Consider the following 21,086-nt stretch of genomic DNA (forward strand, 5'->3'; position numbering starts at 1 on the left):
ATTTCAAAAGTGAGATTGCAAGATTATTTGGCCAATTGCAATAACCGTTGGCGCAAAGTAGGATCAGCTGCGTAAAGATAAAGCCCATGCTTCGCCCTCTTCAGCAGAATATTAATGGCATTCATGATAATCGCGGCTTTAGCGTCGGTGGTGTCTGCCAAATCCGGGCGCTTTTTGAATGCTTCCTTGTCTTGGTACTGCGCCAGATCAACCGTAAGCCGGTCTTTTGAGGGATCATAGCCTAGACTCGGCCCTAGAATCACACCTGCGTAATTCAAGTCAAAGCCTTGAATCGTATAAATGGAACCAACTTCATGCAATGTCTCAGGACGTTGTGCCCACGGACGATCGGTGAAGTTGATCTTGTCCCAAGGTAACCGCAAAGAACCAGCTTGGACATACCAGGTTTTACCATCGAGCACTGTGAATGGATAGTCAGCTGTCGCGATCATGCGCGAAAGGCCGGTTTCGGCATTGCGCCGCTGAATGAGGTCATACATCGGCTGACCATCAGAAAAGACTTGAAAATCAAAATGTTGCGGATGTGGCAAAGGCAACGCTTTTCCACGAACAAAATGATCAATCCAGTCATTCACCGCCGCATCGCCTACCCGCATCTGTTCAGTCAGATGATAATGTGTCACTGCGTAATCACGCGTCACTCTTTTCAATAAAGCAGGTGTCCAAAAACTCTTTAGCTTGACTAGCTGATGGAAATCGAACACGAGCACCACCACTCGAGCCAACTGAAGAATATCAGCAAGCTGATTATGGCCACGAAATTTATTATACGGATCAGGCGTCGTCAGTAGTAAATGGCCCTCATCGATCAGCACGACATCTGCTCGCTTACCGGCTTTGCGGTACGCGTTAATAAATGGTGTTGGTTTCATAAAGTCTTTCTTTCGAAAATAAGACTTTGTACCAGCAATTTCTTTGTAAATCTTCAGCATTTCATTGTGATTTACCAACAACTTGTTGTCTGTGCCAGCCAACTCGCCGCTTGTCGCACGGGCAGCTTTTTGCAACTGCGCAAAAGCAGCATCCAACACCACACTTTTACCAGCACCGGCATCACCCGAAATGATCAATAGATGTGTTGACGTTGTGTTGTGATTGTCGTTGATAAAGGTCCAAATTCGCTGTTCCAATGCTGACTGTTCTGAGGTCAGTGTCGCATCTTGCGGCAAAATAAATGTTGACTGTGCTAAATCTGGCATACGAACACCTCCGTTAACAACAATACAGCATTCTGGCGTGCAAACGCTGCTGTGACTTGATTTTGTCGGTACTTTTAAAACATTTTAAAAAAGAACATTAAATATACACAACAATTAACAGCATATTACATACTTTAACCCAGTAAACCGGTTACACTAGAGATAGTCAATTTCTCGAAAAAGTTATTCAAGAACTAGGAGTATTGAAATGCCTTCAATTGCTGATTACCCTCAACGCCATAGCTTGGCGTCATTTCAACAAACACCGCTCACCGAACTTGATGCGGGTTTATTTGCGCAACTTGGTTATTTGAACTTCAATTACCTGATCGGCCAGCCATATGCGCGTTTTGCCGATTTAAATGACAGTGCCCGCCTAAACAGGGCTACCTTGACTACTTGGGCGATTCCAACTCATCAGATCATGTTAGACGCCATGCGTCACAGTGAACGTTTTGCCCGGGTTACTTGGGAAAATTGGCTGGAAACTTGCAGCCATCGCAACGAAGAAGACTTCGCGGCCATCACATTCACATTAGCCCCCGGGGTTTATTGTGTCAGTTTTCGGGGGACAACCAATAAACTGGTTGGTTGGAAAGAAGATCTCAATATGAGCTTCATGCCAACGATTCCAGCGCAGCGTCGGGCATTAAGTTACTTGATTAAACAAATCAGTCAGCATCCCGGCACTTATTACCTGACTGGCCATTCCAAGGGCGGCAGTCTCGCCACCTATGCGTTTGACCACTTGCCACAACCATTAGCCAGTCAAGTTGCCCATGTCTATAGCTTCGATGGGCCGAGCGGTGTCCCGCTTGATCCAAGCCATCGTGACCGTGTCACCAAGCTCGTTCCACAAAGCTCCTTAATTGGCGTCAGTCTCGATCCAGCGATGAATTTTGAGGTGGTCAAAAGTCGCGTGAAGTTGTTCGGCCAACACGATGTTCTTACTTGGAACATTGCCGACACGACCTTCGCTCACTTGCCAACCACAACATGGGCATCGCGTTATTTCCAAAAAACTTTTGCCCTTTGGTTAGCTGGCCTTGATGCCAAAGCCACCGCGGTTACCGTGGACGCACTTTACCGCATTTTGCGCAGTGGCAATGCCATCACCTTAGATGATCTAGCTAAAACAAAAAATCATTGGCGCCACTATCTTGGGGCTTTCCGGCGCCTCGATAAACATCATCGGCAACAACTTGGCCGCTCATTCCGCTGCCTCCTCGGTGCCATGGCTGGCTCGCTGGTTCAAACGCATTAAGAGGGTCACAAGCTCGGCAGATGCCGGGCTTTTTTATTGCACCCATGGTCGTGAAAGCTGGCCAAATCATCTGTATTCTGGCCAAAAGCTACCCCACATCTTAGCAAGCATTCAACTTATCCTGCGCACTAGTGTCAACAATCATCCATCAGCAATGTGCATCAAAATCGCGTCATATCAATGACTCTATGATTCTCAGACCTCTATCAATTGAAAAAAGCTTGTGTAATTTTATTCCTGCCTCAACAATAATAGCAGGTGGTGAAGGACATGCAATTCAGCGACAAACTCAAACTGGCTCGCCAACAGCAACAACTCACACAAACACAAATTGCCGAGCAATTACACGTTTCCCCAAAAACAATTTCCAGCTGGGAAAATGCGCGCAGCTTTCCTGACATCGGCACACTCGTCAGGATTAGCGATTTTTATGATATTTCTTTGGATCAACTATTACGGGAGGATCAGACAATGACAGATCATTACGACGCGATTGACAAACATGTACAACGGGATCAAAAGTATTTTCAAGTTACCTATTATTTGAATATCATTCTCTTTTTAATTGGCTGGGCACTGATAATCATCTCGCCCAACTTGAAACCATTCGCAGGCTTATTCTCACTTACGCTCAGTATTAACGTTGTTGTACTAGCAACCCATTATCCTAACTATCGTGCCTGGGTTAACAACATTCCTCATCAACTATTGCTGGGCCTTTTTGTGGTCGGCTTTGGCGCGATCTTCTTCCTTATTCATATAAAAACTATTGGCTTAGTTCCACCCTCCATATCCGGTGGCAATAAATTAGCGGCCGCAGCTGGATTTTATACGGGCACACTTGTTAAACCACTAGCCCAAACTTTTAGTGTCATCTTCATGATTTTTGGCTATGGTGAGCTAAAAGAAACTAAGTAACCCACCAATTCATGCCGATACGCCCAATTAGTCAGCATATGTTGCTGACTTTTTTCTTAAATGCGTATCTTGCTTTACAAGGTACCCCCTCACGATTATACTATGCTTAACAAGGTACCAAAAGGAGGTTAAGCCATGCAACCTTCATCGCAAATGTTAAAAGGCATTCTCGAAGGCGCCATTTTACAGATCATCCAACAAGGCGATATTTATGGCTACGGATTACATGAAAAGCTAGGTGCGCTGGGCTTTGGCGATATCCCTGAAGGTACCATTTACCCGTTGCTACTGAAACTGCAAAAAAATAAATCAATTGTGGGCGTTCGGCGAGCATCTGAAAGCGGACCGGATCGAAAATACTATCACTTAACCGAAGCTGGCCAACAAACACTGGCTGATTTTCAACAACAATGGCACCAACTGAGTCAAGCGATGGCTAAGCTCAACCAAGGAGGCACAACATGAAAAAGTTGAACCAAATGCGTATGGCCAACGATCAACAGCTCAAACAAATTCACGGCACAGATTACGCTTATACCGAAACGGTGGTTATCTACCTGCGTGGTGCGCTTCGCAAGAATCCATATGCGGTTGAGCATGCGATTAGCGATTTGTTGACAACTTTGATTGATGCTCAAACAGCAGGACGCAAAGTCTCAACCTTCTTTGGCGATGATCCTGAAACAGCAGCAGATAATATTTTAAAAGAATTGCCGCCTGCCCCGCTTGATTATTTTGTCAGCCTATTCTGGCCTTTTGCCATGTTTCCGCTGATTGACGGCATCTTGATGATGGTGGTCGATCACGAAACCCGCCTCTTACTAACCGACTTTTTCCCCATGTTGATCGTTTCGTTAGGCCTCTTTGGCATTTCATTTGGTCGAGGTATCTCGTTTAATCGGCTTTCTCGTAAAACAATCCGTCGTGTCTTGATCAGCCTATTCCTCATCGTTGGCTTGCCTCTACTAATTGGCTATGTGTCAAATCATGTTTTCAACCTATCGTTTTCTAGCACCACACTGATTCCCATCTGTGGCGGCTTTGTCTTTCTGAATTTAGGGCTTGCGGCCTGCTTTCGAAAAAACGCTTTATTATTCCTTGGGTGGTCAGCAATCTGGGCTTTCACGGCGGCGACGCTTTTCTTGCCAATCTCGGAATTATCCGTTGGCTTGGCCATTGTTGGCCTAGGCGCCTGTTTGCTGCTGCTTTTCTACCGTCCTGAGTCACAGTCGCATCTGGAAGTATCCTGACCTGACGATCCTTATCACGACAACGGTGCCAAATGCTTTATGGAGGCTACTCATGAAAAAGTTAAAACAACTCCGAACTGCAAACGATCAACAACTAAAAGCCATTCACGGCACTGACTATACCTACACCGAAACCGTCATCGGCTATTTGCGGACTGATTTACGCAAAGATCCGTACGCTATTGAACAAGCTATCAATGACCTACTAACGACATTGACCGATGCACAAACAGCCGGCCATCGCGTGGCTGCATTCTTTAGTGACGATCCGCAGACCGCGGCGGACAATATTTTGAAGGAATTGCCGCGTGTGCCTGCCTGGTATCTCTTTGATCAATACTGGCCGATTGTCATGTTTCTATTTGCATCCATCATTTTCACGATGCTAGTTGGCCAAGAGCATCGACTTTCATTAAGCAGTATCGCGGCACCTGTTGCTGTCGTGTTTGCTTTCATTGGCGTTCCCTTTGCCCGCGGCATTTCATTCAACAAAGTCTCTTCTAAAACCATTTTCGGCCTTCTAATCGCCTTTGCTCTTTTTATCATCGTCCCTTTGCTAATCGGCTATTTTTCGGCTAAAACAAATGCCTTTTCGTTTTCCCGCCCACTCCTCATTAGCCTTTGTGTTGGCATCGGGCTGGTCAACTTATGTCTGGCTGGCTACTTTCGCACCATTGCTTTACTCCTAATTAGTTGGACTGGCATCTGGCTGCTCGCCTTGCTCGGTCTCCTCTTACCAGCATCCAGTTTAACGGTCGGCCTAGCAATCGCTGGTGTCCTGTGCGCAACACTACTGCTTTTCTATCATCCTGAGCCAAAATCCGTGATTGCGGCAAATTAAAAAAGCCCTTGCTTGTGCAAAAGCCCTTCTGTAGGTCGTCAAGTTCATCTAAAAATCTGAGTCAATCCCCAGTCTCGATCGTCCATTGGCCCAATCTTCATATAAAGTTTGTTCAGTGCGTCAGGTGCATCCAACTGATGCAAGGCCACGTAGCGTGAAATGCTGTTCTTCAACTTCACAGCAACCATCTGATAGGGATCACCATTTTGCAGATGTTGCGCTGATGTGAACAACAACTTTCGAAGATCATCCTGTTTGGCAATCTCAGGGTCTGCATAAGCAACATCGATTGCTTCAAACAATTGTGTTTCTTGTTTTTTCATGAACGTGTCCTCCTTACAAATATTCAAAGCCAAACGCTCAACCCGCCGCCTCCGCGCGCTCGCATACTAGCGCCTGCTACCAATTTATAAACTGGCTCAAGTGCAGACGGATACTGAAAGTGATGAACCTGCGAATAAGACGCGATGAAGCTGTCAAGGCGGGCAGCGACGTAACTGAACCGATCACCACTTGCCAATCGCTGGGCTGATTCAAATAAAAAACGTTTAATCTCATCATCCGACTGAACTGCGGCATCATTATAGGCGCCATCAATGGCCTGAAATAACCGCGTTTCCTTTCCACCCAATACGATCAGCTCCTAACGATAACGGCAGTTTAACACTTCAAAAAATGCGGCGCAATGTTGATACGGATGACCGATCAGCCACCAACCACCGACATGCCAAACATAACGGCTGGTTTTAATTTTTCAAATTGTCATGTGAACTGAACCATGATTGACTGCTGTTACCGCCCCCAAAACACTGGATAGCTATTGTTAGTAACCATACCGAATATTCGCCAGGGCCATCAATGCATCAAGCTTATCCGACTCTGAAGCAGTTAACACAAATTGGTTGTTTTTCAGAGCGCTGGAAATGTCGAGATTCATGCGACTTAAGATGAACGGAACCGCTGATTCTTTTCTCTTAAGCGCCTCTATATAATCGCTTAATACTTGCTGTAACGGCTTTTTCTGCTGGCTATGATTTAGATCTGCCACCAATTCAGTTAAAATACTGATCGCTTGTTCTGCTCGGTCTTGACCGCCAGCATACCATTTTAAAATACTCATTCTTCCATCACTCCTTATAAAAGTTTGTCGAGACATAAAAAGTCCCATTTTGCACGGTGTGACCACGCGAAATGGGACTTTTTATGTCCTGCCAAATGATGCTCTCAATCACTTTTCCGCCAACGCGAATCCATGATCAAGCGGGCCGTAAACAGTCCCAATGGTAAAAACATGATAATCAAAGCGGCGCGGGTCATCCATTCAGCGCCAACGCCGATATTGTTTAAGCCGATGTTATAAATCGCTCGATAAATATACAAGCCAGGCACCATGATCACAATGGATGGCACCGTGAGCGAGATCCGCGGGTAGCCGTCAACCCGATTGATCGCTGAAGCAAGTAACCCCGCGACCAAAGCGCCAATAAAAGCGGCAGCCGCCGGTGGAATCGTGCTCAAGTCGACCAGTTCAAGTCGCAGCGTATTCGCCACTGCCCCGATCAAACCAGCTTGTACCGCCATGCGCTTTGGACTGTTAAACATAACCGAGAAACCAAAGACGCCGCTGAAACTGGCAATCAACCGAAAAAGCAGCAAAAGCATCGGATTCAATCCCAGATCAACAAAGTTTTCAGGGCGCAAGTGCACAATCATCGCGACTAACCAACCGACCAGTGATGCGACAATCGTAATCATCAAGGCATACAGCAGGCGCTCCATCCCTGACCGCATATCTTGCTTCGAAATATCTAACATACTCGTGATGAACGGAAAACCGGGAATCACGAACAGCATGGCACCAATATAACCGGCCTCATGCCGCGCAGCGATGCCTAGACTCATTTCCAATCCACGAAAAACAAGGAAGTACGCTAAGCAAGCAACAGCAACACTGACGCCAATGCAGGCCAACAAGGTCCAGCTGCGGCGAATCATAATACCACGCAACCAATTGCCGATACCCGCGCCAACAAAACAGCAAACCATCTCAACTGGACCACCGCCAAGCAGAAAAACGAAAGCGCAACACGCCAGCGCCGCAGCCAATCCTGCTCGCAGCGGATCATAATTACCCGACATTTTCTGGATCTGATCGAGCCGATGATGAATCTCGCGCACCGTTTCCGTGGTATATTGCTTTTCAAAATTGCGCACAAACCGTTCAAGTGCATCAAGTTTATCTGTGTTCACGCCGCTTTGCGATAATGAGAGAACTTCGGAGTAGGCGTGGTTGTTACTAAAACAAGTGTAGGATAACGAAATGAGGCCAATATCTGCAGAACACGACATTCGCAAAGCACGCGCAACCGTGTTCATAGCTTCACGCACGCGCCATGCCCCAGTTCCACACGCCAGCAACATAATCCCCACCCGACCAACGAGTGAAGCACGTTCCTCAAGCGTGGCATGATCTGCCTGCCGTTCTTCGCTGACAATCACGTCATACCATGGAATCTGCATGTGATGTTTTTCTGAAAGTGGCCGCGTTCCTCGCGCTGTCTGATTACTTTTTGCCGTCATAACTTGTGCCGATCCTTCTTCTTATAGGAATGTGTTATCTTGAAAAAATGAAAATAAACATTCACTATTTTAGCACATCTGACGTACACGCGTTGGCGATCAAACCAGGCCTCGTCTCTTACCCCGACAGTTTACGCTGAAATACGGCACTCAAATGACACTTTTTAAAGCAGCTAACACAGCAGCTACGAGATAACAAATGATATGGCCATCATTCAAAACTTAACCTCCTTCGTCTACGCCACTAGCCGCAAAAATGGGTCGGGTGCCTCTAGGCTAGTTTTGATTAAATCACCAACGCGTCGTCAAACCCTAGCTTTCTGTTCTTTAATTAGACGCAGTTCACGCCTCAATTGACGCAGGTTGCCTAGCCACAAAAATGAAAAATCCAGTTCACCATTTTCATCAGCAAATACCATATAAGGATTTTCCGGATCAATTAATTGGCTCATGGCTTTGCTTGATAACTGCAATCCTTGATTCAGGGTCTTAATCTCGTGAATCAGGTGTCTGCGAAGTGTTCTTTTCCAAAAGACCGGCACCGCGTAACAAATGACACCGCCCATCACCATCAAACTCACCATACCTGCATCAACCAAAGCGTCTATCTTCAACACCCCAAACTTGTGATCCTGCTGCCGATCAAACGATCGACACGCTAAGCGACAACCAGTGTGTTTCCAATGTTTTTAGTTACAGCCAAACAAATGGGCAAAAAAGCGTTGTATGCCACGCCTTTCCGGTTCTGGTTTGCCAAGTGGTTCCCCGTTCGCCAAACGTCGAATGTCATCAATCGCATCCCGCCCCAATTGACTCAACTGGATACTTTGGGTTGACAAAATGAAATCAATTTTTTGGGCAAATCTAAACAATTGGCGATCAAACTCCGGTCCATGCGGCAGTTCATTGTCCATATCACCGGCGACTCTATCAACGACATACGCCATCTCCGGCGACCGATTAAGCGGATGCAACTGATGAATTTTATGACGGAGAATCATAATCAATTTCCTAGCTTCCATTTCAAGTTGATATTCCATACCCCTTTACCTTTCCCTTAACAAAAGATTACGCCCATCCCAACTTTAACAAGCACTTGCTTATTGTAAGATTACCATCTCCCGTGTTGTGTGACGCAATCTGTCGATTAACGTCGTGTTTTGGCCGATTAACGTCGTATTTTTCATCTTTCAGCTAAAAAGTAGCCTTAGTTTTACTGGTGATTAAACATTTTATCGACAAAATATTGCCAGTAAGTTTTCGTTCCGGTGATAACGGCGGCCTGTCCGGCGATACCGTAGTGCAAGGTCTGCCGCTGTTGTTTACTCAGTGGCACTCGTGCCTGTACTTTAAAGTAATTGCCAACTTTAGCATTCACAGTTGGTGCGACATCAATGGCATCAATCCGGCCGGTCAGCGTCATCGGTGATGGGACATTCTCCGCAATTCGCAGCCGAACGCTTTGACCACGTTTCAAACTCATGATTTCCGCTGGCGAAACTGCCAGCTTCAACTCAACTTCTTTTTGCGTGGCTAAGTCTGGCAAGATCTGCGCCAAAACGGTGCCAGCCGGAATGTACTTGTTGCCACTTAAGGATGCTTCAAGATGCAAAACGCCGCTGGCAGATGCTTTGACTTGGTAATTCTTACTTTCGTCCTTTAGTGCCGCCAGTTTCGCCTCGCCTTCTTGGGTACCTTGTTGGACTTTCACCTGTTCTGCAGTCATGGTTTGCTGCATATGGCTTTGCAACGAGGCCAGTTTTGCCTCATTCTGCCCCGTCTGCTGCGCTGAAAGATCCGCCTGCTTCTGGTTGATACGTTGGGTGCGCAAGGAAGCGAGGGTTTCCTTTTCGGTTGTCAATAAGTTTTGCAACTGTGACTGGTACTGACCTTTCAAACTGTTCAAATTAGCGGCATCGGCATTTTTAGCCTCGGCTTTATATTGCAAATAAAGATAGTTGTACGTGTGATTGTCACTTAATGGCCGATCGGTTCGTATGGCCGTTTGGGCCTCACGAATCGCCGTCATTTTAGCCTCGCTTGCCTGCATACTGGTTTGCAACAATTGATCGATTTCTTTGCTCTTACCATCGGCCACACCTTGGGTCGCATGCAAGGCTTCCGATTCCAGTTCGTAAACCCGACGTTGGCTGAGATAATCGCGAACTTGTTGCTGATAACCGAATTTATCAGGACTCGCAAAAAGGTTTTTATTGGCAGCAATACTCTGGTTGAGAACTTCGAGCTGCGCTTTTTGATCTTTCAACGTCGCCAGTTGCTGTTCAAGCACTTTCAATTGTGCAGGATGAGCAACATCGTGATACACCAGCAACGTGTCGCCGCGTTTGACATGCTTGCCTTCCTTCATATGATTCGTCACAATTCGATTCGCCGCCGTCCCTTGAACCGTGACCGCCGTTTTGACCGGCGCAATTTCCGCCGCTGTTAAAACGGTCACCTCGCGCTTGGCGAAGATCAGAAAAAGCAACAACAGAACAAAGAGGATCGCGGTCGGCACAATAATGACTGTTGAAAAATTACGGTAGCGATGGTTATAAAACTCGGTTGTCTCTAACTTCTTTAGATCAATCATCGCGGCCTCCTCACTCACTTACCAACCGAGCATAATAGCCTTGTTTGGCCAATAACTCAGCATGATTTCCTTGTTCAACAATCGCACCATGATCCATGACCACAATCTGTTCCGTTTTAGCAGCAATGGTCAGCCGATGAGCCACAAAAATAATGGTTCGATCAGTCATCGCTAACAACCGATCAACAATTTTTCGCTCGGTGATCGTATCTAAACTGCTGGTCGATTCATCAAAAATCAACACTTTTGCCGGTGATAATAACGCTCGGGCAATTGCTAGTCGCTGCTTTTGTCCACCCGATAAAATACTGCCGCTTTCAGAAAGTTTGGTCTGCCATATCTGCGGCAAATTCGAAATATCTCCGGCAATTTCTGCCACTGAACAGGCAGCTTCAATATCGGCTTCAGTGATATTCGAACGGCTACCCAACGTTAAGTTTTCAATGACTGAGCCAGAAAAAATAAACGGATCTTGTGGTACATACTCGATATATTGTCGTAACGTTGTTAGATCAACATCACTGATTGGAACCCCATTAAATGTGATTTTCCCTTTGCCAGTGTCCACTGGATAGAAACCTACTAGCAACTTGGCTAAGGTCGATTTCCCTGATCCACTCATGCCGACAATGGTGTATTTGGCATTCTCCGGGATTTCAAGATTGATTTGCTTCAAAACATCTTGCCCAAAACCATACTTAAAGGACACATCGGTCACATTGATAGCGCCATCAATTAAATGCCGATCATTCAAACTTCGCTGTTCTTTAAACTCCGATTCAACCAAATACACTTCATTCAGCCGGTTATTCGCGACTTTGGCCATTTGCAATTTTGGTTGCAAATTAATGATGCTTTCTAACGGATTAGTGAAATATGCCAACAACGCATTGAACGTCAGCATCTGTCCTAGACTCATCTTGTTAGCCATCACCAAACTCGCACCAATCCACAGCACGACCACATTCAAAACCAACTTCAGCAGTCCCTTGATCGCCTGCTGCAGTTGATCAGCTTTTGTATAATTGAACGACTTTTTCAAATAAGTGACGAATTCACGGTCAACCCGTTCATAACTGACTTTCTCACCGGTCAGTGATTTAATCGTCTCAATCCCGTTCAAATCCTCGATAATGGATGAACTCAAAATGGCATTGCTTTCCATCGTCTCTTGATTCAGTCGATTAAATGGCCGCTGAAAAGCGAACACAATCACCAAATAACAAGGCACAGCAATTAAAGACACCAAGAATAAGGTGGTGTTTTGAATGCCTAACACGATCCCTAAAATTAAGACAATCCAAATATCAAGAAACAAGGTCATAATCGTGTTTGCCAGCGCATCAATAATCTTATTAGCATCGGAAAACCGCGACACAATTTCCCCAGTCCGACGCGTGGAAAAGAAGGACATCGGTAATTCATAAAGATGCCTAACGTAACCCAAAATGACATCAATCGACAAACGCTGTCCTAAAACAGCCATCAAAAAATTTTGCCCATAGGTTAAAACCGACTGCAGGACATAAGCAAGGATGAGACCAGTGGCAATCATTCCCAAAGTTGTGCGCATCCCGTTTGGAATATAAGTATCAATAATCGACTGAAGAAAATAAGACCCGACAATACTAATCAACGTGATCAACACAGCGGCGACAATAATATTGGCAATGATCCCTTTTTGTCGCGCTAGCATCGGCACAAACGCAAAGAGACTGCCTTTGTCCTCTTTGCGTGGTTGATATTGCGGTTCTGGTGCAATAAAAATAGCGACCCCCGACCACTCCTTCGCAAAGCGATCTTTGGGAAGCCAGGTCATCGCTACTGATGGATCAGGATCGCCAATCAATATATGATCCTTTGTCGCCTTAAACACGACATAATAATGAAGCAACTCGCCACGCTTCAAAACATGGACAAGAAACGGATAAGGAACATCATCAAGATCAAACAGCGTCATATCCGCCTTGACAGCCTTGGTTTCAAAATGAAGCGCCTGAGCAGCGCGGACAATCCCTAACGCTGTTGTTCCTTCCTGATCCGTCTTCGCTAACTGTCGCAGATGCGCTAGCGAATAATCCGAGCCATTAAATTGCAGCAGCATATTAAGCGCCGCAACCCCGCAATCGCGCTCATCCACCTGAGGCGTGTAGTAACGCTTGTAATACTGTGCTTGGCCGAGCTTTAGGTTGTATTTGATCATGGGCATGTCTCCTAGTTGGTGCTGGATTGTTGTTCTTCGTTCACGTCACGTAGGTCTTTCAGAACCAGAAAGCATTTGCGTGCCAGCTGTCCGATTCTAGTCGTCTAATCTTTTAATAAAAAGTTGAGCGCTTCAACTGTCAAAAAGCTAGAAATGTGGTAGTATGACTTTACAGAAGAACTTTAAAACGCATAAATAACCATTTATACTATAATTTTAATAAAAATAATTATTTAACGCATTATAGCTCGTTTCTTTCTTGAATCTTGGCTCTTGCTTATTCATTCCTAACTTTTACCCTGAATAAGGTTTCCAAGCCATTTCTTCAAAGATTCAAACGCTTCGCTTGTTGGCCGTCTAATACCGCCACGCACCAGTGACAGATCATAATCTTGCATCAAAGTAGTTGTTTCCTTCTTTACTTTACTTTTCTTAACATTCATCTTGTTGTTTCCCCCGATCGATTTTTTAACATCATCAGATTAACATGTCACGGGGACAACTCATCTCAAAAAAAATAAACGTTGTGTTTTGACCGATTAACGTTGTGTGACCAGTATTTGAGCTCAACTATATTTCTGTCATCCTAAAAAAACAATGGAGGGCTTTGCCATGCAAACACTACCCAGCATAACTTACTTCTCAATGACATGGCCTATCTTTACACTTGGTATTCTTTTTCTTTCCCATATCTTCTTTGGCCGCTTCAAACCAATTCATGTTTTTTTGTGGTCTCTGATCGGAACATCGCTTTCGCTGATATTTTCCACTTACGGAGAAATCAGCTTTTGCGTAATATATGCTTGGTATATGGCGAAAACCGATGACCGCTCCGATATATTCTGGATTTTCATATTCATGGAAGTCAATCTCATTATTGTGACAATTCAAACTTGTATAACTGAAACTGCTTATTCTTTTAGCTCCGATCAATTAAACCCCGCTGTTATCGTTACAACGCTTATTCTTGATTCATTGCTAGCCATGATATTGACGTGGCTTTTCGTAAAAGAAAGAACACAACTTAACAAACTGCGAAACCTGATTCAAGAACAAAATAAATTACAGAACTCAGTCATTCTTTATACCGGTGCAACTTGCGTCTCGTTGTATTGTTTCTCAGGTATATTTAATCTCGTCAGTCTCAACACTGCACTCAATTTTCTTATTCTAGGTATGTTTATACTTTCTATTATCATTAATCTATATTCGTTGTTTTTCATCTTAAAATCATATGGCTACTATATTGAACTCACTTGGATCAAACGCGCAGAAGCATCTCAGCACGCCTACTACACCATGCTGGATCAGCAGCAAAAAAGCACCAACAAGCTTTTACATGATTATAAAAATCTGCTGGCATCGCTTCAACTTTCCTTGCAGCAATCAACTTCAACTGTCTCAGCGGATACGCAAGCCATTATTTCGCGGGCGCAAACTTCTATCAATCGGGCAGAATCAAGTAAAAGTACCTTCAGCTCAATTAAAAGTGATCCGTTAAAAAGCCTGCTTTACCTGAAATGGGCAGAATCGGCGAACCACAATGTCATCATGAATGTCCGGACTGAGGGTACCATTCAACCACTTGATAGCGATTCCGGTTTTGCCATCATCAGAGCACTCGGCATCTTAATCGATAATGCCTTAGAAGAAACTATCAGAATTAACAAGACTCATTTCAGTGTCCTGCTAGTGGCTTCAGATCGGGGGCTAGAAGCAAGCGTCGTCAACGATATCAATGATGATTTTAATCTAGCAAAATTTACAGAACCCGGTTTCACAACCAAAGGCCGCGGGCATGGCAATGGCTTGACCATCATAAATGAGTTAATCCAGCAGAATAAAAATATCATCATTAAAAAGACCGTTATTAACAAGCAACTAAAGATCACTTTATTTATAGGGAGATGACTTCATGACCAACCACCAAACGATGCTGAAGATTTTCATTTTGGAAGACAATGCTGACTTCTTGAATTTCTTAGAAAGTACACTTCGCAATTATATTATGATTGAGGCATTGCATGCCGAAATCAAATTCACCACTCAGTCAGCAACAGATTTGTTAGATGCTGTTGATCTAGAAGAGATTAATGACTGCCTTTTTCTGCTGGACATTGACATCCCTGGATCTTCTGTAAGTGGTATTGATATCGCCACCATCCTTCGAAAAAAGTCTTTATACGCTGACATCATGTTCATCACCAGTCACACTGAAGAAGCCTTGTCGATTCTGGCCCACAAAATTGCGCCTTTAGACTTAATTGATAAAAGTGTCCTTTTTGAAGTTGAAGCGCGACTGCGATCAAATATTGTTTATGCCATCAAGCGATTGAAGGCGCGTCAATTGCAATCGCCACGACTATTTAATTACAGCATTGATTCAAATCTCTTTACAGTTATATTAGATGAGCTACTTTACATTCAAACAACCCCTGGTATCTCTGGCACGTTGGAACTACACGCAGAACGTGAAATCGCAACCTTTCCAGGAAATCTGAAGGAAGTATCGCTTCAATATCCAACATTATTTCGCTGTCATCGAAGCATTTTGCTCAACCCAACGCATATTTCTAAATTGGACACGCATGGCCGTTTTGTTTACATGGACAATCAGGACAAACTGGAGGTCAGTATTCGTAGAGTGTCAGCTCTGCGTCAAATCATGATGGCCTCGAATAAACCACAATCACCGGCCAATGATCTGTCAAATGATGCTTAACCGAAACATCCGTATCTATTCTTTCACATCGATGCCATCATCAAGCTAATGGGTGGTGAAAGGGTTATTGAAACGACAAAAGACTGACAAAGTCTGACTCAAAATCAGATTTAGTCGGCCTTTTTATCACAAGCTGCAAGAAAGCCATAACCTTGTCAGCAACCTCAAAAAAACTCTGATATTCCCACAACTTGTCGGAAGTATCAGAGTTCCACCTAACCGTATCATTTGACCGTTGAACAGAGTAATGCCTCTAGTTTATTTTTCCTCTCTAGACCTGTTTTAGTCGCGCTCCCTTCTATTAAAGAGAATTAACTGTTTCTTTTCGGCATAGCGTAATATACAGGTGATATGCTAACAGCAAAAATCCTAAGATGATCCCTAAAACACCTAAATACTTAATGATATAAAGAGGGGCAATAAACATAGGAATCGCCAAAAAGCTGGGAGCACCAACGCTCTTATATCTCCTCATACAAAATACTGAAAAAACGATAAAAGACAGCGTGACGCTAAGTGACAGGAAGAGCAACAAGAACTGTGTCACAGGTCCATGTCTAGAAAATGAAAGAACTAAAACGTTAGAGAGAAGAACACAAACTACATATAAAACGGTTTCTGAAACTAAGACTGCTGTGAACTTTTCCCTGTCAACTGGGTACTTAGCGTCCTTAAATGACCACATATCCAACCAGTTGTACAGATACTCTTTTAGGTTTGCCAAATGAAACACTCCTTTTATCTGCCTTGTGTTTTAAGCAATACCGTCCAATCAAATATTAACTCGATCAATCAGGAAGCCAAGATGATAATCATTTCAGTTGAATTGAGTTAATGATCCTCCATTGCTCTAGATACGCAACGTAAAAAGGCACCAATCAACGAAACAAATCCTGCGTTTTAATGACCAAGGCCCCTAAAAATACCAATGAAACCGTCTACAAGTCCTCGGGCTGTTGCTACATCAGTGTTGTAAATTGGAACCATTCCCATACCTGTTTGATACATGTGATCAACAATATATCGTCCACCGTTAATGCTATTTAGGTCAGATGTTTCTAAAACTTCATACTCTTTACTCATTGTGAATCCTCCATATAGATTTTCTCGTAAAAGTTCTTACATCAAGTCTAGTAAGATATGTTGTATTCGCACGTAAACTCCTCTTATTACTTGTATCTGCGATATTGCTGGTTTATGCAAATCTGTCTCAGTTGAGATGATCAAAAGTGCAATTACAACAAACTGAGAGGGGACGGGTGCGTGAACATTACGTTATCTATTATCTGATTATCTTAACAAATCAGTAACTGTTGAGAACTAACACAGGTAATCTCGTTAGTTCATCTAATATACTCGTATAGACTTTCAATTGTTTCTAAAGTCTATATCAGGCTCGTTTCCCGAAAAAAGGGATAAGATTAACAATTGAACCGATAGCATCTACAACTTTTCGTAGCTCTTGACCATGCTTGTACGAATTTTTATAGTACTGATCGTATTCACTTGATCCGCCCGAAACGTTGGCCATTTCTTCATCGGTTAAGTATATCTTTTTATCATTAATCATAACTTATTCATCCTCATGCTGAGTGACAACCAACTAACGCCTAAAAATGCGTTTTTAAGTGGGTGCTAGCTAACCCTGTACTCAATATACAACCAAGTTCAACTTTAGTGATACTTAAAAAATTAACGTTGATAATTTTTGAGTTTTCGATGTCTCTAATGTCAAAAAAGCCAAAAAACGACGAAAAAACGTGATTTTGGTGCATTTACTTTTCTGATGGCAACTTTGCTGTTCTATTTTCTCGTCAAAACGAGTTTTCTTGCTCTGGATCGTTAATGTGCTTACGCCATAAATACACGCTTCTGAAGGTGATCATCCAAGGTTCCTCCTCTCCCATCGAAGTTACCACTAAGTTCCAACAATGTTACCATTCAGAAATCAAAGGTCCTTTGACCTACTTTTAATGAAATGAGACTCTCATCGATTATTGAGGTGCTGGAATCTCAGAAATATAACGAAAATATCCGCCGAATGAATTTTAAAGATCGATTAGAGTTATTGATGCCGCCTATAACACCTGATAAAACAACAAGTTGGGCCGTCTCATCAAAGATATCGGTTTCCGAGCCCGTCAATCAGTAGCGTTGACTACCAACCAGAACGCCAGTTAGATCAAGCTGGCGACTGGTCCTTACATCAAGGCGCTCCACAACATTTTGATTATGGGTGGGGAAGACTTGGCTAGCAACGGCATTAGGCATAACAGTATGTCGACAATTCTATAAAGTACGCTCCGTGCGCTTACCGGAGCTACTGGATGATTTACTCGTGGCCAAGAACGAAGTGAACGGTGACTTCAAGAAGATTCTAGTGAGATACGGGAATATAACCCCTTGATTCATCAATGCATGGCCACTGACTGGCGTCTCGCAGGAGTATGCGACAATTCATACTCAAGCTGATGGATCGCTGAGCTGAACAACGAACCATGATTTTTTGCTCACAGTTTGGTCCAATGTCTTGGCATGAAAAAATGTGACAATCACAGATTGCAAATACCATCTTGGATAGGATAGTCCATACTGCCTGTCACATTGAAATTGATGGTAAGAAGTCTATGCGTGAACGATAGGCCAAGCATGATTTCAAAAGAGGTTGAACAACGTATTGTCGGATATTATATGGTCATGAAAATGATTGAGGCACAGTATCTTGAGCTTGAGAGTGCACTGGTAGATGCCAAATATTTTAGTAACGAACAAATCAGTGAAGATGACCAAGTGAACCTTGGTGTACAGATGATTAATAGGTTCTTGGAAGAAAACGTAGAACGCGCATAGAGACACCAATGCCAACCAACGAAATTCGCCGGTGGGCATTGGTGTGATAACTTCGCGGGCATTAGGTGGTAACATCCGTGGCAAAGGTGGCAACATTGGATGGCCGCCTTCAGTTGGCTGTTGAATACCATAAACCATTTCTCTGAATCTGTTAAAGTCGTACTTGCTCATCAATGCTGTTTAATTTGGAGATATAAACATATCTCATCAAACTGGCAAATTCATAGAAAAATAAGGGTTGCAATCAAACACTCTTTCAATCTTTGATTGCAGCCCCTATTTATTTGATGATGCCCCTAAATCAATTTTTAAGAAGCGACAGATTCACAGATCTATTTCTTAGATTTGCCCTGTCTCTTGACTGGTTCTGATGAAGCAAACGCCATAGAAGAAGTTGTTAATATTAACAACGGTACGATAAAGTCAACTTTAGGAATTATCTTTAATACAAAAGCAAGCATGTATACCGGTAAAAAAGCAATACCAAGCCAGGCAATGAATCTTGCCTTTTTTTCGCCAGTTATGATCATGTTGACCTCCTGATTAACTATTTAAGCGTCTAGCTAGCCAATTTCCAAGCCGATAGCAAAACCAGCACCTACTGATTCAATGCTTTGAAAAACCACGGCAAGTGACAAATTCACTAATTCTCGGTGCCGGATTAGCTACCCTACACACAATATACACTCGACAAATGGTTCTGTGGTTCTCAAATTTTTAACGTTGGTAATTTCAAATTTTTCGTTAATCTTAAAAAACTTGAGAACGCGCATTTGACTTAATGTTTTTGACAGACATTGACAACCTTATTTCACAAATACAAAATAAGCTTACGCAAGGATCGAAGGGGTTGTCTATGTGACGACACCACCAGCTATCATTTCCCCGTTATCACAAAAATGACTAATTCAAAAAAACCTCCGCCTTTCTTGATAAATCAAGAACAGGTGAAGGTTGTCTGGATTTTGAAAATGGAACTAATTGGTAACCTAGAACTGAGCTTTGACAAACACCTTATGAGCAGGCACTTCAATAAAAGATCCAAAATTGTCTTTCACGTTTGTCGATCAACCAAACGTGTAACAAATAATAAACTTAAATTGAAGCATCTATTCGAGACGCCGAGCTATCTCTGGCCGCTGCTAATCGAAGTTAGAATTATTGAAGTAACTAAAGCAATGGCGCAGATGCCGTCAATCTTGTTACAACTTTTAAGAGATATAGGGTATCGATAGGCAGCAGTGAGCATAGGTACAATGCTTACTGTCACCCAACTTATTCGTACGCTATCGCCGTGTGCAAGCTAGGGCATCATATTGATAAGCCAAAATAGTATACAAAGTTGAAAAAATCTCATCTAAGTTGGTCGATGTCGTCATCCTTGAGTATATCAAGCAACTATTCTTAAGGATCAGTTCTTGCGATCAGCTTTCGAATGAAACGAGATTGCTGGGCAGTTCTACGAATCGATTGGCAAATCAATAAATTTTGTGCTTGTTAGCGATTTCCCAGCCAGTTTTGGCACCACTAGCAATTTCATCTGCGTGACTCCACGCATCTGATGCTAGGAATCCTAGAATGGCGGCCACTGGGATCACAAACGCAAAGCCACCAGTGATCTGGCTAAGCTCTTTATCTTTTAAGTTAGTCATTGTGCACATCCTCCTTTTGCTGTTTAGCTAGGGCAGTATTATTTGAATAGGCTGATAAGATCTAAGGCCATTTCTGGAGAAGGCCCAAACAGACTATTAGCGCGCCGTGCGGAGAATCCAAGACCGAGACCAAGGATTGACCATAAACCACCGTTTTCGCCACCAGCAATCTTTTCCAAACTGCTGTTATCTAAAGTCATGAATTGTTGCATTGTTATCCCTCCATTTTCTTTGAGTGATTCATTGCTAAACATTTGGTTCTTAGGTAAAACGGTCGGGGGTGCTAGCTACCCTACACACAATATACGGCTAGCAATTGCTTTTGTGGCGACTTAAATTTTAACGTTGATATTTTCAATTTTTTTGTCCGTTCTATCGTCAAAAAATTGAAAATACGACGAAAAAAGGGGATTTTACGACGTTTATTTTTTGATGACCCATTTTTCTTGAACACTAGTTATTATGAGTATGAAATGATTTGATGATAATGAAATTTTAAAGATGCTGAACGTAACCCAATGGAGATGACTTTCATGAATACTTACAAGCAGTTGAAACAACCACTGTCAATGTGGATCATTAATTGTTGCTTGATGGCGTTGCTCTTTCTTGTTCCCGATGATTCAAGTATCTTTGTCTATATCGTGATTGACCTCGCAATCGTTGCTAACGGTTTTGACTTATTAAAAAAGTTATTTGGTCTGTCAAAGCTTGCAGACTGGCACCACAACAATTGGAATCGTGATGAATCAAAATAAGCCTACAAACTAAGCGTCGCCTCGTCATCGCTTAATTTGTAGGCTTGTTTTTTTGACTCTTCTCACACACCACAATAAAAATAACGAGAAAGATCAAATAGTAGCGATCAATAAATGAAATGTGAGGTAACAAATCTAGATCACTTAAAATCAGCCAAACTATAGCAAATAAAAAGCCGCCACCAACAATAAAGCTGCTCATTTTTCTAAAACTCATAAACAGACCCACTCTCTA

At 43.2% G+C, this 21,086-nt stretch carries 27 protein-coding genes; 11 read left to right on the forward strand and 16 right to left on the reverse strand.

The genetic code is table 11. From position 1 onward, the window contains the following. Nucleotides 1-23: 23 nt before the first annotated feature. Entirely contained in the window at nt 24-1,220 is a 1,197-nt protein-coding gene (locus tag AC07KQ_RS11430) for a DUF2075 domain-containing protein (RefSeq protein WP_274991117.1), read from the reverse strand. Nucleotides 1,221-1,428: 208 nt separating this feature from the next. Here AC07KQ_RS11430 and AC07KQ_RS11435 point away from each other — a divergent pair, with 208 nt between their 5' ends. The 5 genes from AC07KQ_RS11435 to AC07KQ_RS11455 all read left to right on the forward strand — a co-directional run bounded on the left by AC07KQ_RS11435 (nt 1,429) and on the right by AC07KQ_RS11455 (nt 5,493). Further along, nucleotides 1,429-2,484 carry an Mbeg1-like protein gene (locus tag AC07KQ_RS11435; RefSeq protein ID WP_003605954.1) on the forward strand — a complete coding sequence of 352 codons (1,056 nt, stop codon included), beginning with the start codon at nt 1,429-1,431 and terminating at the stop codon, nt 2,482-2,484. Nucleotides 2,485-2,754: 270 nt separating this feature from the next. Next, nucleotides 2,755-3,402, forward strand: a complete 648-nt coding sequence (locus AC07KQ_RS11440) for a helix-turn-helix domain-containing protein (RefSeq protein WP_013246032.1) — start codon at nt 2,755-2,757, stop codon at nt 3,400-3,402. Nucleotides 3,403-3,537: 135 nt separating this feature from the next. After that, on the forward strand, nt 3,538-3,867 hold the full coding sequence (locus AC07KQ_RS11445; RefSeq protein WP_003596042.1) for a PadR family transcriptional regulator: 330 nt from the start codon (nt 3,538-3,540) through the stop codon (nt 3,865-3,867). Next, nucleotides 3,864-4,652 (forward strand): hypothetical protein, encoded by a 789-nt coding sequence (locus AC07KQ_RS11450; protein WP_013246033.1) that lies wholly within the window; start codon nt 3,864-3,866, stop codon nt 4,650-4,652. The genes AC07KQ_RS11445 and AC07KQ_RS11450 overlap by 4 nt, the downstream gene beginning before the upstream one ends. A gap of 52 nt (nt 4,653-4,704) precedes the next feature. Then, a complete protein-coding gene (locus AC07KQ_RS11455; protein ID WP_003567326.1) occupies nt 4,705-5,493 on the forward strand; it encodes a hypothetical protein in 789 nt (262 codons plus the stop codon). A 44-nt stretch (nt 5,494-5,537) separates the two neighbouring features. Here AC07KQ_RS11455 and AC07KQ_RS11460 read toward each other — a convergent pair whose 3' ends face one another. From AC07KQ_RS11460 to AC07KQ_RS11500, 9 genes are all read right to left on the reverse strand, one after another. Continuing rightward, complete coding sequence (locus AC07KQ_RS11460) at nt 5,538-5,816, reverse strand: bacteriocin immunity protein (RefSeq protein WP_003567328.1); 279 nt, start codon at nt 5,814-5,816, stop codon at nt 5,538-5,540. A gap of 23 nt (nt 5,817-5,839) precedes the next feature. Beyond that, entirely contained in the window at nt 5,840-6,124 is a 285-nt protein-coding gene (locus AC07KQ_RS11465) for a bacteriocin immunity protein (protein WP_003580845.1), read from the reverse strand. 192 nt (nt 6,125-6,316) lie between these two features. Then, nucleotides 6,317-6,613 (reverse strand): bacteriocin immunity family protein, encoded by a 297-nt coding sequence (locus tag AC07KQ_RS11470; RefSeq protein ID WP_013246034.1) that lies wholly within the window; start codon nt 6,611-6,613, stop codon nt 6,317-6,319. Between the two features lie 104 nt (nt 6,614-6,717). Then, nucleotides 6,718-8,073, reverse strand: a complete 1,356-nt coding sequence (locus AC07KQ_RS11475; RefSeq protein WP_013246035.1) for a threonine/serine exporter family protein — start codon at nt 8,071-8,073, stop codon at nt 6,718-6,720. A gap of 305 nt (nt 8,074-8,378) precedes the next feature. Then, entirely contained in the window at nt 8,379-8,690 is a 312-nt protein-coding gene (locus AC07KQ_RS11480; protein WP_013246036.1) for a hypothetical protein, read from the reverse strand. 72 nt (nt 8,691-8,762) lie between these two features. Continuing rightward, nucleotides 8,763-9,113 carry a hypothetical protein gene (locus AC07KQ_RS11485; RefSeq protein ID WP_013246037.1) on the reverse strand — a complete coding sequence of 117 codons (351 nt, stop codon included), beginning with the start codon at nt 9,111-9,113 and terminating at the stop codon, nt 8,763-8,765. 173 nt (nt 9,114-9,286) lie between these two features. Next, nucleotides 9,287-10,666, reverse strand: coding sequence for a bacteriocin secretion accessory protein (locus tag AC07KQ_RS11490; RefSeq protein WP_013246038.1), 1,380 nt, complete (start codon nt 10,664-10,666; stop codon nt 9,287-9,289). A 10-nt stretch (nt 10,667-10,676) separates the two neighbouring features. Next, nucleotides 10,677-12,869, reverse strand: a complete 2,193-nt coding sequence (locus AC07KQ_RS11495; protein WP_013246039.1) for a peptide cleavage/export ABC transporter — start codon at nt 12,867-12,869, stop codon at nt 10,677-10,679. A 287-nt stretch (nt 12,870-13,156) separates the two neighbouring features. Continuing rightward, a complete protein-coding gene (locus AC07KQ_RS11500; RefSeq protein ID WP_013246040.1) occupies nt 13,157-13,312 on the reverse strand; it encodes a bacteriocin-like peptide, LSEI_2386 family in 156 nt (51 codons plus the stop codon). Nucleotides 13,313-13,481: 169 nt separating this feature from the next. Here AC07KQ_RS11500 and AC07KQ_RS11505 point away from each other — a divergent pair, with 169 nt between their 5' ends. Further along, nucleotides 13,482-14,780: a GHKL domain-containing protein gene (locus tag AC07KQ_RS11505; protein WP_013246041.1), complete on the forward strand. Its 1,299-nt coding sequence runs from the start codon at nt 13,482-13,484 to the stop codon at nt 14,778-14,780. 4 nt (nt 14,781-14,784) lie between these two features. Beyond that, the gene (locus AC07KQ_RS11510; RefSeq protein WP_013246042.1) at nt 14,785-15,591 is read left to right on the forward strand and encodes a LytR/AlgR family response regulator transcription factor; all 807 of its coding nucleotides are present in this window, start codon (nt 14,785-14,787) and stop codon (nt 15,589-15,591) included. A gap of 301 nt (nt 15,592-15,892) precedes the next feature. Here AC07KQ_RS11510 and AC07KQ_RS11515 read toward each other — a convergent pair whose 3' ends face one another. The 3 genes from AC07KQ_RS11515 to AC07KQ_RS11525 all read right to left on the reverse strand — a co-directional run bounded on the left by AC07KQ_RS11515 (nt 15,893) and on the right by AC07KQ_RS11525 (nt 17,161). Beyond that, nucleotides 15,893-16,315, reverse strand: coding sequence for a hypothetical protein (locus AC07KQ_RS11515; RefSeq protein WP_032800967.1), 423 nt, complete (start codon nt 16,313-16,315; stop codon nt 15,893-15,895). 176 nt (nt 16,316-16,491) lie between these two features. Next, entirely contained in the window at nt 16,492-16,674 is a 183-nt protein-coding gene (locus AC07KQ_RS11520) for a hypothetical protein (protein ID WP_020751751.1), read from the reverse strand. 307 nt (nt 16,675-16,981) lie between these two features. After that, nucleotides 16,982-17,161 (reverse strand): bacteriocin, encoded by a 180-nt coding sequence (locus AC07KQ_RS11525; protein WP_013246044.1) that lies wholly within the window; start codon nt 17,159-17,161, stop codon nt 16,982-16,984. Between the two features lie 666 nt (nt 17,162-17,827). Here AC07KQ_RS11525 and AC07KQ_RS11530 point away from each other — a divergent pair. Beyond that, the gene (locus AC07KQ_RS11530; RefSeq protein ID WP_225360534.1) at nt 17,828-17,998 is read left to right on the forward strand and encodes an ATP-binding protein; all 171 of its coding nucleotides are present in this window, start codon (nt 17,828-17,830) and stop codon (nt 17,996-17,998) included. Between the two features lie 224 nt (nt 17,999-18,222). Then, nucleotides 18,223-18,441 carry a hypothetical protein gene (locus tag AC07KQ_RS11535; protein ID WP_013246046.1) on the forward strand — a complete coding sequence of 73 codons (219 nt, stop codon included), beginning with the start codon at nt 18,223-18,225 and terminating at the stop codon, nt 18,439-18,441. A gap of 332 nt (nt 18,442-18,773) precedes the next feature. On the opposite strand, the gene AC07KQ_RS11540 is transcribed toward AC07KQ_RS11535, so the two are convergent. Continuing rightward, nucleotides 18,774-18,971, reverse strand: coding sequence for a hypothetical protein (locus AC07KQ_RS11540; RefSeq protein WP_032800966.1), 198 nt, complete (start codon nt 18,969-18,971; stop codon nt 18,774-18,776). Between the two features lie 435 nt (nt 18,972-19,406). On the opposite strand from AC07KQ_RS11540, the gene AC07KQ_RS11545 reads away from it, so the two are divergent. After that, entirely contained in the window at nt 19,407-19,676 is a 270-nt protein-coding gene (locus AC07KQ_RS11545; protein WP_032800965.1) for a hypothetical protein, read from the forward strand. 243 nt (nt 19,677-19,919) lie between these two features. On the opposite strand, the gene AC07KQ_RS11550 is transcribed toward AC07KQ_RS11545, so the two are convergent. Together AC07KQ_RS11550 and AC07KQ_RS11555 are read right to left on the reverse strand one after the other, a co-directional pair. Further along, nucleotides 19,920-20,093 (reverse strand): bacteriocin, encoded by a 174-nt coding sequence (locus AC07KQ_RS11550; protein WP_013246049.1) that lies wholly within the window; start codon nt 20,091-20,093, stop codon nt 19,920-19,922. Nucleotides 20,094-20,131: 38 nt separating this feature from the next. Next, the gene (locus AC07KQ_RS11555; RefSeq protein WP_013246050.1) at nt 20,132-20,305 is read right to left on the reverse strand and encodes a ComC/BlpC family leader-containing pheromone/bacteriocin; all 174 of its coding nucleotides are present in this window, start codon (nt 20,303-20,305) and stop codon (nt 20,132-20,134) included. Nucleotides 20,306-20,626: 321 nt separating this feature from the next. Here AC07KQ_RS11555 and AC07KQ_RS11560 point away from each other — a divergent pair, with 321 nt between their 5' ends. Continuing rightward, a complete protein-coding gene (locus AC07KQ_RS11560) occupies nt 20,627-20,851 on the forward strand; it encodes a hypothetical protein (protein WP_013246051.1) in 225 nt (74 codons plus the stop codon). Nucleotides 20,852-21,086: the final 235 nt, after the last annotated feature.

The sequence above is a fragment of the Lacticaseibacillus sp. YLM2-1 genome (assembly GCF_056583465.1).

Excerpts from the sequence above, each read along its gene's own strand:
- AC07KQ_RS11430 (WP_274991117.1), bottom strand. The coding sequence starts at position 1,220 with ATGCCAGATTTAGCACAGTCAACATTTATTTTGCCGCAAGATGCGACA.
- AC07KQ_RS11435 (WP_003605954.1), top strand. The coding sequence starts at position 1,429 with ATGCCTTCAATTGCTGATTACCCTCAACGCCATAGCTTGGCGTCATTT.
- AC07KQ_RS11440 (WP_013246032.1), top strand. The coding sequence starts at position 2,755 with ATGCAATTCAGCGACAAACTCAAACTGGCTCGCCAACAGCAACAACTC.
- AC07KQ_RS11445 (WP_003596042.1), top strand. The coding sequence starts at position 3,538 with ATGCAACCTTCATCGCAAATGTTAAAAGGCATTCTCGAAGGCGCCATT.
- AC07KQ_RS11450 (WP_013246033.1), top strand. The coding sequence starts at position 3,864 with ATGAAAAAGTTGAACCAAATGCGTATGGCCAACGATCAACAGCTCAAA.
- AC07KQ_RS11455 (WP_003567326.1), top strand. The coding sequence starts at position 4,705 with ATGAAAAAGTTAAAACAACTCCGAACTGCAAACGATCAACAACTAAAA.
- AC07KQ_RS11460 (WP_003567328.1), bottom strand. The coding sequence starts at position 5,816 with ATGAAAAAACAAGAAACACAATTGTTTGAAGCAATCGATGTTGCTTAT.
- AC07KQ_RS11470 (WP_013246034.1), bottom strand. The coding sequence starts at position 6,613 with ATGAGTATTTTAAAATGGTATGCTGGCGGTCAAGACCGAGCAGAACAA.
- AC07KQ_RS11475 (WP_013246035.1), bottom strand. The coding sequence starts at position 8,073 with ATGACGGCAAAAAGTAATCAGACAGCGCGAGGAACGCGGCCACTTTCA.
- AC07KQ_RS11485 (WP_013246037.1), bottom strand. The coding sequence starts at position 9,113 with ATGGAATATCAACTTGAAATGGAAGCTAGGAAATTGATTATGATTCTC.
- AC07KQ_RS11490 (WP_013246038.1), bottom strand. The coding sequence starts at position 10,666 with ATGATTGATCTAAAGAAGTTAGAGACAACCGAGTTTTATAACCATCGC.
- AC07KQ_RS11495 (WP_013246039.1), bottom strand. The coding sequence starts at position 12,869 with ATGATCAAATACAACCTAAAGCTCGGCCAAGCACAGTATTACAAGCGT.
- AC07KQ_RS11500 (WP_013246040.1), bottom strand. The coding sequence starts at position 13,312 with ATGAATGTTAAGAAAAGTAAAGTAAAGAAGGAAACAACTACTTTGATG.
- AC07KQ_RS11505 (WP_013246041.1), top strand. The coding sequence starts at position 13,482 with ATGCAAACACTACCCAGCATAACTTACTTCTCAATGACATGGCCTATC.
- AC07KQ_RS11510 (WP_013246042.1), top strand. The coding sequence starts at position 14,785 with ATGACCAACCACCAAACGATGCTGAAGATTTTCATTTTGGAAGACAAT.
- AC07KQ_RS11520 (WP_020751751.1), bottom strand. The coding sequence starts at position 16,674 with ATGAGTAAAGAGTATGAAGTTTTAGAAACATCTGACCTAAATAGCATT.
- AC07KQ_RS11525 (WP_013246044.1), bottom strand. The coding sequence starts at position 17,161 with ATGATTAATGATAAAAAGATATACTTAACCGATGAAGAAATGGCCAAC.
- AC07KQ_RS11540 (WP_032800966.1), bottom strand. The coding sequence starts at position 18,971 with ATGATCATAACTGGCGAAAAAAAGGCAAGATTCATTGCCTGGCTTGGT.
- AC07KQ_RS11550 (WP_013246049.1), bottom strand. The coding sequence starts at position 20,093 with ATGACTAACTTAAAAGATAAAGAGCTTAGCCAGATCACTGGTGGCTTT.
- AC07KQ_RS11555 (WP_013246050.1), bottom strand. The coding sequence starts at position 20,305 with ATGCAACAATTCATGACTTTAGATAACAGCAGTTTGGAAAAGATTGCT.
- AC07KQ_RS11560 (WP_013246051.1), top strand. The coding sequence starts at position 20,627 with ATGAATACTTACAAGCAGTTGAAACAACCACTGTCAATGTGGATCATT.